The following is a 12,051-nucleotide window of genomic DNA, read 5'->3' on the forward strand; positions in this document are numbered from 1 at the left end:
GTTTGCGGTGTCACTGTGGCGGCAAGAGTGCTCAGTGCGTTCGGTCGTGTCAACGGCGGATACGGGCCGGGGGAGTGGGCTCGTTCGTGAGATTGAGCGAGCGGGCGACGAGGGTGAGGCATTCGAGCACCACCGTACCGGCGAGAAACGCGGTCATTCCGCCCACGTCGTGGGGCGGGCTTACGGTATTCACATCGGCTGCCACGATGTTCAGGCCCGCGAGTCCCTGCAGAAGCTGCAAGCCCTCGCGCGCCGTGGCCCCGCCCCACGCGGGCGTGCAAACCCCCGGCGCACAAGACGGGTCGAAGAAATCCATATCGAAGCACAGATAGACCGGCCGGCTGGCGAGCCGCTCATGGATGTGGACGAGCGTAGCCGCGATCCCGCGCTGGTAAAGATCGACCCCGTCGATCAACTCATAGCCGAACTGGCGCGTGAATTCGAACACATGCTGCTCGGATGTCGGCCCGCGTGCGCCGATATGGATGGCGTGGCCGAGATCGAGGACACCTTCCTCCGCTGCACGCGTAAAAGTCGTCGCGGTATTGTATTTGTCGAGCGCTTCGCCTTCGCCGGGATAGGTATCGGTATGGGCGTCGATGTGGAGCACGGCGAGGTCCGCGTATTTGCGATGCAAGGCCCGGAGTTGCGGCAGGGTCACCGCCCCGTCGCCCCCCATCGTGATTGGCACGGCACCCGCCTGGACGATGCGAGAGACTGCGTCCTCGATCTTCTCGAAGGCGTCGAGCACGAGGCTTGGGGTCACGTTCACGTCGCCGCAATCGACGACGCCGAGGCGCTCGATCGGGTTGAAATCGGCCTGGGGCGGTTGGTAGGGGCGGACAAGGGCGGACTGCTCACGAATGGCGCTCGGCCCGAGCCGCGCCCCGATTCGCGTGGGATGGATGCCGCAATCGAACGGCACGCCCAGGATCGCGGCCTTAGCACCCGTGAGATCGTAACGGTTGGGTGCGGCCATAAACGAACGAGTGGGGCGAAACAGTCTCGGATCGAAGATTTCCCTTGAAACCGGGTGGTTGACCATCACCAGCCGTCCTTTCGCCGCAAACCCTGGCGTTGCTTGATCTTGCCGAATGAATGCGCTGTATTGCCAGCCCAAATTCGGGCACATGACCCGATAGCCTCTCGTCAATCGGCAATCGAGGTGATAAACCTACTGGTCTCTTGTATACCAGCCCGAAACACGAAGTCACCGCGCGTGTCGCCGCGAAAATCCAAGGGAGACCCCAATGGCCGAAGTCAAAAGCGATATCGAGATCGCGCGAAAAGCGCGCATGGAGCCGATCGAAGCTGTCGGTCAGAAACTCGGCATCCCCTCCGAATCGCTCTTCCGCTTCGGCCACTACAAGGCAAAGATCAGCCTCGATTTCGTCGAAAAGCTCGCGTCAAAGCCGAACGGCAATCTCGTTCTCGTCACGGCAATTACGCCGACTCCTGCGGGCGAAGGAAAGACCACGACCACGGTTGGCCTAGGCGACGGCCTCAACCGGATCGGGAAAAAGGCGGCCATATGCCTCCGAGAGCCGAGCCTCGGTCCCTGCTTCGGCGTGAAGGGCGGGGCGGCGGGCGGGGGTTATGCCCAAGTGGTGCCGATGGAAGACATCAATCTCCACTTCACCGGCGATTTCCACGCCATTACCTCGGCCAACAACCTGCTCGCCGCCATGATCGACAACCACGTCTACTGGGGCAATGAACTCAACATCGACGTCCGCCGGATAAGCTGGCGGCGCGTGATGGACATGAACGACCGGGCCCTTCGCTCAATCGTTTCATCGCTTGGCGGGGTGGCTAATGGGTTCCCGCGCGAAGATGGGTTCGACATTACGGTCGCGTCCGAGGTCATGGCGATCTTCTGTCTCGCCAAGGACATGAATGACCTGATGCATCGGCTTGGCAACATCATCGTCGGCCAAACCCGGGATCGCAAGCCGGTGCGCGCAAGTCAGCTCAAGGCGGACGGCTCAATGGCGGTCCTGCTCAAGGACGCGCTTCAGCCCAATCTCGTGCAGACGCTGGAAGGTAATCCCGCCTTCGTGCATGGCGGCCCATTCGCCAACATTGCGCATGGCTGCAATTCGGTCATGGCGACGACCACGGCCCTCAGGCTCGCGGACTATGTGGTGACGGAGGCGGGCTTCGGCGCCGATCTCGGTGCGGAGAAGTTTTTCGACATCAAGTGCCGCAAGGCGGGACTCTCGCCTTCAGCGGCGGTCATCGTAGCGACGGTGCGCGCGCTCAAGATGCATGGCGGCGTTGCCAAGGAAGACCTCGGCAAGGAGAACCTCCAAGCACTCGAGAAGGGCTTCGCCAATCTCGCGCGTCACGTCGAGAATGTCGGTAAGTTCGGTGTGCCGGCCGTCGTCGCGATCAACGGGTTCACCTCGGACACCGACGCCGAGCATGAGCTCATAAGGCAGAAATGCGGCGAGATCGGCGTTGAGGCCATTCGCTGCAGCCATTGGGCCGAGGGAAGCAAGGGCACGGAGAAGCTTGCACGAACCGTGGTCCGGATCGTCGAGGCGAAGAAGGCAAGGTTTAAGACGCTTTATCCCGACGATATGGCGCTTTGGGACAAGATCCGTACAATCGCCCAGTCGCTTTATGGCGCGCAGGGCATCATTGCAGATCAGCGTGTGCGCGATCAGATCAAGGACTACCAGCAGTCCGGCTTCGGTCATTATCCCGTTTGCATGGCCAAGACCCAGTACAGCTTCTCGACCGATCCCCAGCTCAAAGGTGCGCCGTCGAACCACGTCGTGCCGATCCGCGAAGTTAGGCTTGCGGGTGGTGCGGAGTTCATGGTCGCAATCTGCGGCGAGCTCATGACCATGCCGGGATTGCCTCGCGAACCCGCGGCGCACAAGATCCGCGTCAATGAACAGGGTCAGGTCGAAGGGCTGTTTTAAATTTGGGTGTCGCCCCGACTTTCGTGTCGGAGCCAAGGGGAGGGCGTGGACAAGGGATAAAGCCGCTGCGCGTCAGAGTGTCACGCCTCGGCCTGCGCGCCCACACCGGCAACGTTTGCCTCATGTGAGGCGTGGGGTCGGGTTTGACGTGTGGGCGCTAACCCGAGGCCGATTTTGCCTGGACTGGCCCGACGACAATCCGCTCGCATGGAAAGAGCGCCGTCGCGGTCGTCCCGTGGCCGAGCTTGCTCTTGAGGAACAGTGTTCCACCGTGAAGCTCGACGAGCCGGCGCGTGAGCGGAAGGCCGAGGCCGGTGCCCTCAATACTGCGATTGCGCTCGCTGTCGACCTGCACGAACGCTTCCATCACCTTTGCCTGGTCGGCATCGGAGATTCCAACGCCGGTGTCGCTCACCGAAATCTCCATGTTCCCCGCCAAATCGATTCCAGCCGAGACCTCCACCCGACCGCCGGCGGGCGTGTACTTGATGGCGTTCGTTACGAGATTGAGAACGATCTGGCGCAAGCGCCTGTCGTCCGCGCGCAAATCGGGCAGTCCATGTGGAACGACCGAGCGCAGCGTCACGTTTCCACGCGCCGCACGTGCCAGCACCATGCGCGCACACGACTCGATGATCTTGGCGACTTCACAACGCTCTTCGTGGAGCATGAGCTGACCGGCCTCGACCTTCGAGAAATCGAGGATATCGTTGATGAGGTCGAGCAGGTGATTGCCGCTGTCGTGAATGATTGCCGCATACTCGGCATAGCGCCTGTCGGCATGGGCGCCGTAGGCCTCTTCGCGAATCAAGTCGGAGAAGCCAATGATCGCGTTGAGTGGGGTTCGCAGCTCGTGGCTCATGTTGGCAAGGAATTGCGATTTGGCCCCACTTGCTTGCTCGGCGCGCTGCTTGGCCGCGGCAAGATCCTCCGCAAGGGCGGCAAGCTCTGCACTTTGTTCCTCGAGGCGGTCCTTCGAAAGCTCGATCTGGTTCACGTAGTCTTGCAGCCGCTCCTCGCTCTCGGCGAGGGCGCGCTCGAGTTCGTGGCGTCGGCGTTCGTGAATCAGGAGGCCGCCGAGAAGGATCGTGCCGATCGGAGTGAAAATCAGCAGTTCGGGCGCCCAAATTTGAAACGTCTGCCGGAAATAGCTCCAGCCCGGCAGTAGTGAAATAATAATAACGCCGTGCAGAACGAGGAGGAGCGATAGCAGGCCAAGATGTCGATAGGCGATCTCGATCCGCCGACGCGACGCATAGGCCGAAAGGCCTATGCCTAACAGCGACGCCAATGAAATTCCGACAACGCCAGGATATACGCCGATACCGCCCAGGGCTAACCGATATCCCACGGCGAGCAACGCGGCGACCACGGCTGCGGCGGGGCCGGCGAAGGGCCCGGTCAATGCCAAAATGACGGATCGCATGTCGAAATAGACGCCGTCGTTTACTTCGATCGGCGTCAGCATCACGAATATTGCGGCGAGCCCGAATATTGTTCCGCCGACGGCCGCGCGTCCCCACTCAGGCAGGTTCTCCATCCGCCGCGCGAGCAACGAATAGATGACCATGACGGAAACAAGAACCGCCAGATGGGTCGTCAAATCGACGAAGATGGCGATCAGGCTGAGTTGCAAGCGAATATGCTCCAAGGATGCAATGCAACTGCTGCGAGCATCCCCCTAGCCGCAGCGAACCTGTTGTCGCCGGCAAATATATCACTTACGGCTCAACCTTTGGCGGGTTTGCAGCGACAGATGCGCACAAAATTGTCGAAGCCATGGTGACGCGGGCCCTACGATAGACTTGCCGCCCTCGGCTGACAGCCCGCTTTACTGCTTCTCGTCCGCAAACTCGCGCTCAATTGCATCGTTGTGTTCGCCGACCTCGGGTATCCTGCCGAGCGGTCCATCCGGCCGGTCCGGGCGACGCACGGGCGGCGCGATGAGGTCGATTCCGCCTGCGCTCGATTGCACGGAAATCCTCCGAAGCTGTGGATGCCGTGCCGCCGATTCGATTGAGTTGAGCGAGCCGAATGCAATTCCGAATCGCTTGAGCCGTTCGATCAGTTCGACGCGCTCGATCGACAGGAATCGCGGTGCAATCTCCGCATCGAGCGATTTGCGGTTGAGATTGCGCCGGGACATATCGCCGTAGAGTGCGTGATCGGCAAGTTCGGGACGCTCGATTACGCCCTCGCAGAAGGAACGCCATTCGCGCTCGTTCTGGATCGAAATCACCACCGGTTCGCCCTTCGTCGCGTACGCTCCGTAAGGCACGATCGAGTGATGGCCGATGCCCACGCGCTTTGGGGCTTCCCCGGTATAATGATACTGAAGGAGGAGCGGGGACATCCAATCTGCGATCACATCGAAAAGCGAAACGGCAAGCCGCGCACCCTGTCCTGTCCGCTCCCGTTCCTGCAGCGCTTCGAGGATTGCGGCGTAGGCCGTGAGCCCCGTCGAAATGTCGCAAATCGACACGCCGACCCGGCCTGGAGCTTCGGGAGGCCCCGTGACGGAGGCAAGCCCGCTCTCCGCCTGCACGAGTAGATCGTAGGCCTTCATGTCGCGGTAAGGTCCGTCCTCGCCATAACCCGAAATGTCGCACGTGATGAGGCGGGGATGTCTTTCGCACAGGTCCTCTGAACCGAACCCCGCACGTGTTGCCGCACCGGGCGCCAGGTTCTGAATGAAAATATCCGCCTTTGCGAGGATGCGATGGAGAAGTGCGGCGTCCTTCGGCTTCTTCACGTCGAGTGCGAGCGACTCCTTGCCGCGGTTGAGCCACACGAAGTAAGTCGATTGTCCCTTAACGAACTTGTCGTAATGGCGGGCAAAATCGCCCTCGATGCGTTCGATCTTGATAACGCGCGCACCCGCATCGGCGAACTTGGCGCTGCAGTAGGGCGCAGCCACCGCCTGCTCGAGCGATACGACGAGAAGGCCGGAAAGTGGCTTGGTCATGCGTTGGCTCCGGCCGAAAGCGCCGTCATCGATATGGTTTGCCCTTCTTGTCGGTCCAATGCTCGGCGTCGTTGACGACTTTGAGGTCGAGATCGATGTCGGAATAGTGAACGACGTCGTCTTTCACGCGCGTGCCGATTTCGAGGTAGCGTGCCGGCTTGGCGCTTCGATTGATCATATGATGGCCGCTCGATTTACCGGCCGGAAAGCCCGCACAGTGTCCGCTCGCGAGAACTTGCTCGCCCTCATCCGTGATAAGCGTGAGCTCGCCTTCGAGCACGTAGACGAATTCGTCCTCGACCTCGTGCCAATGGCGCTGCGACGACATGTCGCCTGGGCCGAGGTCGACGAGATTGACGCCATATTGCGTGATGCCGACCGCGTCACCGATGCGGCGCTTGCGTCGACTGGCGATGGCTTGGCGGAATTGCTCTGGGAGCGATGATCCCGTGCGCACGGGCACGGTGGCCGGATCGGCCGCGGGCGGTTTCAAGGTTTGGGGCATTGCGAGGTCTCCGTCGGCTTCAATAGGAACGCGGTAGGCCGAGAACATGCTCGGCGAGGAAGGAGAGTATGAGATTGGTCGATATCGGCGCCACTTGATAAAGACGCGTTTCGCGAAATTTGCGCTCCACGTCGTATTCCTCGGCAAACCCGAAACCGCCATGCGTTTGCACGCACATGTCGGCGGCATGCCAGGATGCGTCGGCGGCAAGAAGCTTCGACATGTTGGCTTCCTTCCCGCAAGGTTCGCCCCGGTCGTAAAGCGTTGCCGCGCGCTCGACCATGAGCGCTGCGGCCTCGCTCTCCGCATAGACGCGCGCGATCGGGAATTGAATGCCCTGATTCTGTCCGATGGGCCGACCAAACACGACGCGCTCGCGCGCATATCGGCTTGCTTTCTCGATGAACCAGCGTGCATCGCCAATGCATTCCGATGCGATGAGGATTCGTTCGGCGTTCATGCCGTCCAGGATGTAGCGAAAGCCGTGCCCCTCGACGCCGATCAGATTCTCCGTCGGCACGCGCAGATCGTCGAAGAAAATTTCGGTCGTGGCATGATTCATCATGGTGCGGATGGGCCGGATGGCGAGGCCCTTGCCGATCGCATCCCGCATGTCGACCACCATGACCGAGAGCCCCTCGGTCCGCTTCTTGACATGCTCCTTGGGTGTGGTGCGCGCGAGCAACAGCATGAGATCGGAATGTTCAGCGCGCGAGGTCCAAACCTTTTGCCCATTCACAACGTATTGATTGCCCTCGCGCACCGCCGTCGTGCGGAGCGAAAGTGTGTCGGTGCCCGATGTGGGTTCTGTGACGCCGAACGCCTGCAGCCGAAGTTCGCCCTTCGCGATCTGCGGTAGCCACCGCGCCTTTTGTTCTGCGCTACCGTGCCGCAGGATCGTTCCCATTGTGTACATCTGGGCGTGGCAGGCAGCACCGTTGCAACCGTTGCGGTGAATCGTCTCCATGATCGTCGCCGCGGCCGTCATGCCGAGCCCACTCCCGCCATAGGCTTCGGGGATCAGCGTTGCGAGGAAGCCGGCTTCAGTCAGGGCGCGGACGAACGCGGTGGGATATGCGCGGTCCCGGTCCAGTGCGCGCCAATATTCGCCCGGGTAGTCGGCGCAGAGTGCCGCCACGGCGTCGCGAACCTGCGCGATCTCCTCGAGGCTTGCGGGGGCGGGTGCCGACGTAGGAGGCCCAACCAATTCGACTTCATCCGAGGTGGCTCGGGCGGTCATTTTTCAACCTCTTCGATAGCGGGACAGTCAAGCGGGTATCGGTTCGGCACGCAAGACCAAGGCTTCGCTCATCGAGGTACGGTCAGCGCCGCCCTGTCAAGCCGAATGACGTCGACATCCGGCGCGCCGTCGAAGAGACGCTCAACCGTCCTCGCCCGCCGTTCGAGGACGGCGCGCTGGTTGATGTAGCCTTTGTCCGTGATTTCCCCCGCGTCAATCGAGGGAGGGTCGATCAGAAGGATCGCGCGGGCTATTCGCCGGCTGCTCGAATTGTTGGTGGCGTTATACGACTCGAATCTTGAAATTAGCAGGCGACGAATCTCGGGTCGTCCGACGAGCTCGGCAAGCGGTGCCTCGCCCTTGATATCCGGGCAGACCGAGCAGCAACCCGCGACGTTGGGGAAGATCAGCAAGCCAATCTCGGTCCGGTCGTGGCCAGCCACGACAACATCCTGGATGACGGGTGCGCCCGCCGTGATCGCCTCTGTGCGAAGATCCCCCACGTTGACCCACGCGCCGGTGCTGAGCTTGAAATTCTCCGCGAGTCTGCCATCGAATACGATGCCCTTGCAGGGATCGAGAGAGTCGGCGAGCCTGCCCGCGTCGCCCATTTTCAAAAATCCGTCTTCATCGAACATGCCGACCGTCAGGTCATCCCGCTTCCAGTATCCAGGCGTCACACAGGGACCTCTGACCCGTAATTCCAGCTTTGCGCCGACCGGCGCCAATTTGATTTCCGTGCCGGGTCCGGGTAAGCCAATCACGCCGGCGCGCTCGGTCGGAAAATGCACCTTGGTCGCACTTGGCGCCGTTTCGGTCGATCCCCAGGCGGACAGCATGACGACGCGCTCACCGATTGCCTCGATCGAAAGCCGCTCGAGCTTTTCCCAGAGATGTTGGGGTAATGCAGCACCTGCATAGAACATCATGTCGAGATCGCGGAAGAAATTCTCGCGCAGCTCCCGATCTCGCTCGAGATATGGGATCAGCATGTCGTAGCCGCGCGGCACATTGAAATAGGCGGTCGGCGCCACCTCGCGCAAATTTCGGACCGTGGTCTCGACCAGCCTGCCGACAGGCTTGCCGAAATCGATGTAGAGAGTGCCGCCGTTCCGGAGGATCAGGTTGAAATTGTGATTTCCGCCGAAAGTGTGGTTCCAAGGCAACCAATCGACGATCACGGGTGGGCGCTCCTCGAGAAAGGGCCATAATTGCGCGATCGACTGCTGGTTCGAGCAGAGCATGCGCTGTGTGTTGATGACGCCCTTGGGCTTTCCGGTCGAGCCCGATGTGAAAAGTACCTTGGCCGCGGTCTCGGGGCCGACTTCCGCAAAGCGTCGGCCGACCGTCTCGTCCGATGCGGCAGAAAGGAGGTCGGAAAACGGCGTTGCCCTTCGCCCCGGCGGCTCATTGACGCTTGTCACGAGTTCCACGTAGTCGGGTACCGCGGCGGCAATGGCGCCTGCGAATTTCATTCCATCGGCCGCGTAGACCAGGCCGGGCTCGATCAGCGCCAGCACGTATTTGAGCTGGCTGCCGTCCCGCGAAATCAGGGAATAGGCGGGCGAAACCGGTACCGCCGGGATCCCGATATGCATCGCGGCGAGTTGGAGAAGGCCGTTATCGATCCCGTTGTCGGAAAGGATGGCCACCGGACGATCCGCGTCGAGCCCGCGACGAAGCAGGCTGGCCGCAATGCGCTCGACCGCAATGAGGGCCGCGGCATAGCCGACACGACGCCAACGCCCGTCCTCTCTGCGCTCCGCGAGAAAGCATCGCGAAGGTGCGGCGCTCGCCCAATAGCGCAAGTACTCGCCAACCATGCGCGCATGAGGTTTCAATTCGCTGCGCGCGCGGAGCAGGAGTCCGCCGCCCGGGAGTGCGCGGCTATCGATCTCGGGGAGCGCCAGATTCAAAGCCTTGAACGGCGGTTTCGCCATCGCAACCGATTCTCCCGAAGAAGCCTTCGGTTCGCGTCGCTGTATCGCAATCTTATCTCGGCCTATCTCAACCCAGCCTCCTCCTAATGTCGAGTGCCGGAATAAGCGGCTCCGAGCGCCACAACGGATAACAATTTATTGATCGAGAGGCTTGGGCGTGTTCGAGGCCGTGATCGTTGCAACGCTTCCCGATATATCGTCGGAGTCCTCGACGGGCGCTATCCTCAAATTTCGCTGCATCGATTTCCTGTTTCTGCTCGGCGGTTATCGACCTACGGAACCGCCTGCGGTTTGATTTCGTCTTCGCCGGCGGTCGCCTCGAATTCCAAGGTAACGCGGAGGCCGGGGTTGTTGTCTTCGAGGCGCAGTGCTGCTCTGTGGAGTTGTGCTACCGCCGCGACAAGGCTCAACCCAAGTCCGCTGCCTGGCGAGCTGCGGCTTGCGTCGAGCCGCACGAAGCGTTCGAGCACATGCTGACGTTCGGAGGCCGGGATACCGGGGCCTGTGTCGGCGATAACCAGTGCCGACCTGTCCCGTCCGCGACGAACCGTGAGGGTGATCGTCCCACCCTGCGGCGTGCATTTGATCGCATTGTCCAGCAGATTTGCCACACTCTGGGCAAGCAGTTGGGCGTGGCCGATGATGAAGGTGTCCGCCTCGATCTCGGGTTTGAGCGTCAATCCTTTCTCGTCGGCAAGGGGCTCGTAAAGATCGAAAGCGTCTTGCGCGATCGAGCCGAGATTGACGCGCGACATGCTCGATCGCGCAGCACCCGCTTCGGCTTGCGAGATCGAAAGCAGTGCGTTGAATGTGGCGAGTATCGCATCGACATCCGCATTCGCCCGTTCGAGTGTCTCTCGATAGTGCGGACCGTCGGGCTGGCTGCGGAGTGCGTTTTCGATGCGGCCCTTGAGGCGGGTGAGGGGGCTGCGCAGGTCGTGCGCAAGGCTGTCGGTGACCGCCCTCATGCCAGTCATGAGGTGCTCGATCTGGTCGAGCATCTCGTTGAGGCTTGTCGAGAGCCGGTCGAACTCATCGCCGCTTCCTTGCAAGGGTACGCGACCCGCGAGATCGCCGCGCACGATGGTGCGGCTTGTCTCTGCGACCGCCTCGACCCGAGCGAGAAGCATGCGGCTCAAATAGAGTGCTCCGGCGACACCGAGCGCCATCGCAATGCCAAGGGCAATTGTCAGCGTCTTGGCGATCACGGCGCGAAAGGCTGCACGCTCCGCCATATCGCGACCGACAAGGAGGCGGAAGCCGCCCTCGATTCGGAATACTTTGGCGCGAATCTGACGGGTCGTGGCGTTGCCCCCGCTGCTGCGGTCGATTTCGAAATTGATCCAACCGTCGCGCGACACGGTGTTCCGGGTTTCGGGCCAAGCGTCAAGATTGCCGGCGAGCGGATGGAGATCGGGTCCGGTCAAAAGATAGACTGCACCTTTTTCGCCGTTTGGCCCGCTTCGCTCTGCCACGACCTGGACCAGGCGGTCGAGGCCATGCGCGCCATATTGTTCGGCAAGACCGCGCACCTCGGCCTCGATGGTCGCATTGGTCTGAGAGTCGATGAGGCCGAGCGTCGCCCAATAGAGGACGGCGAACAGCACGAATACTAGGATTCCGAACGGGGCCAGATAGAGTAACGTAAGGCGAAACGTCGACGTGCGGAATATTCGGCCAGCCTTCATGGTGCGTGGGCCTTCATGACGCACGGTCCTTCATGGCTTGCCGATTTTTATTGCCCAGAAGTGCCGGCGCGCGCTCGAAGTCGTGCTCATGAAGTCATGCGGTTTCCGGACGAAGGCTGTAGCCAGCACCGCGTATCGTGTGGAGGAGGGGATGATCGAACCCCTTGTCGATCTTTTGGCGCAGGCGGCTGACATGCACATCGATCACGTTTGTTTGAGGGTCGAAATGATAGTCCCACACACCTTCGAGCAGCATCGTACGCGTAACGACCTGCCCCGCATGGCGCATAAGATATTCGAGAAGCTTGAATTCCCGTGGTTGAAGTTCGATCGACCTGCCCGCCCGCTTAACCGCGCGCGTTAGAAGGTCCATCTCGAGATCGCCGACGCGGAGCTTCGGGTCGCCTGGTTCGCCGGTACCGCGCCGAAGTATGGCTTCAAGGCGAGCGAGCAGCTCCGAGAAAGCGTATGGCTTTGTCAGGTAATCGTCACCACCCGCTCGCAGACCTTTCACACGATCGTCCACTTGACCAAGGGCCGAGAGGATCAGGACAGGGGTGCGATTGTCTTGCGCCCGCAATGTCTGGACGATCGACAGCCCATCGAGCCCGGGCAACATGCGATCGACGATCATGGCGTCGTAACTTTGGCCAAGCGCGAGGAAAAGGCCGTCGCGCCCATCCGATGCGCGGTCGACGACGTAGCCGCTTTCCGCGAGGCCCTTTACGAGGTAATCGGCGACGTCGACGTCATCTTCGATGACTAGGATGTGCATGGTGGAAA

Annotated in this window: 9 protein-coding genes; 1 reads left to right on the top strand and 8 read right to left on the bottom strand. The window is 61.2% G+C overall.

What is annotated here, in order from left to right:
• Nucleotides 1-49 precede the first annotated feature (49 nt).
• A complete protein-coding gene (locus tag VEJ16_09705; GenBank protein ID HYB09934.1) occupies nucleotides 50-1,045 on the bottom strand; it encodes an arginase family protein in 996 nt (331 codons plus the stop codon).
• 205 nt (nucleotides 1,046-1,250) lie between these two features.
• On the opposite strand from VEJ16_09705, the gene VEJ16_09710 reads away from it, so the two are divergent.
• On the top strand, nucleotides 1,251-2,930 hold the full coding sequence (locus VEJ16_09710; protein ID HYB09935.1) for a formate--tetrahydrofolate ligase: 1,680 nt from the start codon (nucleotides 1,251-1,253) through the stop codon (nucleotides 2,928-2,930).
• Between the two features lie 157 nt (nucleotides 2,931-3,087).
• Here VEJ16_09710 and VEJ16_09715 read toward each other — a convergent pair whose 3' ends face one another.
• The 7 genes from VEJ16_09715 to VEJ16_09745 form a co-directional block, all read right to left on the bottom strand.
• Complete coding sequence (locus tag VEJ16_09715) at nucleotides 3,088-4,566, bottom strand: ATP-binding protein (protein HYB09936.1); 1,479 nt, start codon at nucleotides 4,564-4,566, stop codon at nucleotides 3,088-3,090.
• Nucleotides 4,567-4,761: 195 nt separating this feature from the next.
• A complete protein-coding gene (locus tag VEJ16_09720; GenBank protein ID HYB09937.1) occupies nucleotides 4,762-5,895 on the bottom strand; it encodes a CaiB/BaiF CoA-transferase family protein in 1,134 nt (377 codons plus the stop codon).
• Nucleotides 5,896-5,920: 25 nt separating this feature from the next.
• A complete protein-coding gene (locus tag VEJ16_09725) occupies nucleotides 5,921-6,400 on the bottom strand; it encodes a cupin domain-containing protein (GenBank protein ID HYB09938.1) in 480 nt (159 codons plus the stop codon).
• Between the two features lie 19 nt (nucleotides 6,401-6,419).
• Nucleotides 6,420-7,640, bottom strand: coding sequence for an acyl-CoA dehydrogenase family protein (locus tag VEJ16_09730; GenBank protein HYB09939.1), 1,221 nt, complete (start codon nucleotides 7,638-7,640; stop codon nucleotides 6,420-6,422).
• A 68-nt stretch (nucleotides 7,641-7,708) separates the two neighbouring features.
• On the bottom strand, nucleotides 7,709-9,580 hold the full coding sequence (locus VEJ16_09735; GenBank protein ID HYB09940.1) for a feruloyl-CoA synthase: 1,872 nt from the start codon (nucleotides 9,578-9,580) through the stop codon (nucleotides 7,709-7,711).
• Nucleotides 9,581-9,852: 272 nt separating this feature from the next.
• Nucleotides 9,853-11,268, bottom strand: a complete 1,416-nt coding sequence (locus VEJ16_09740; protein HYB09941.1) for an ATP-binding protein — start codon at nucleotides 11,266-11,268, stop codon at nucleotides 9,853-9,855.
• 94 nt (nucleotides 11,269-11,362) lie between these two features.
• Nucleotides 11,363-12,043 (bottom strand): response regulator transcription factor, encoded by a 681-nt coding sequence (locus tag VEJ16_09745; GenBank protein HYB09942.1) that lies wholly within the window; start codon nucleotides 12,041-12,043, stop codon nucleotides 11,363-11,365.
• Nucleotides 12,044-12,051 lie beyond the last annotated feature (8 nt).

This window comes from Alphaproteobacteria bacterium (assembly GCA_035625915.1).
Lineage (GTDB): Bacteria > Pseudomonadota > Alphaproteobacteria > JACZXZ01 > JACZXZ01 > DATDHA01.

Coding starts and splice junctions, on each gene's coding strand:
- VEJ16_09705 (HYB09934.1), bottom strand. CDS start 1,045: ATGGTCAACCACCCGGTTTCAAGGGAAATCTTCGATCCGAGACTGTTT.
- VEJ16_09735 (HYB09940.1), bottom strand. CDS start 9,580: ATGGCGAAACCGCCGTTCAAGGCTTTGAATCTGGCGCTCCCCGAGATC.
- VEJ16_09730 (HYB09939.1), bottom strand. CDS start 7,640: ATGACCGCCCGAGCCACCTCGGATGAAGTCGAATTGGTTGGGCCTCCT.
- VEJ16_09725 (HYB09938.1), bottom strand. CDS start 6,400: ATGCCCCAAACCTTGAAACCGCCCGCGGCCGATCCGGCCACCGTGCCC.
- VEJ16_09745 (HYB09942.1), bottom strand. CDS start 12,043: ATGCACATCCTAGTCATCGAAGATGACGTCGACGTCGCCGATTACCTC.
- VEJ16_09710 (HYB09935.1), top strand. CDS start 1,251: ATGGCCGAAGTCAAAAGCGATATCGAGATCGCGCGAAAAGCGCGCATG.
- VEJ16_09740 (HYB09941.1), bottom strand. CDS start 11,268: ATGAAGGCTGGCCGAATATTCCGCACGTCGACGTTTCGCCTTACGTTA.
- VEJ16_09720 (HYB09937.1), bottom strand. CDS start 5,895: ATGACCAAGCCACTTTCCGGCCTTCTCGTCGTATCGCTCGAGCAGGCG.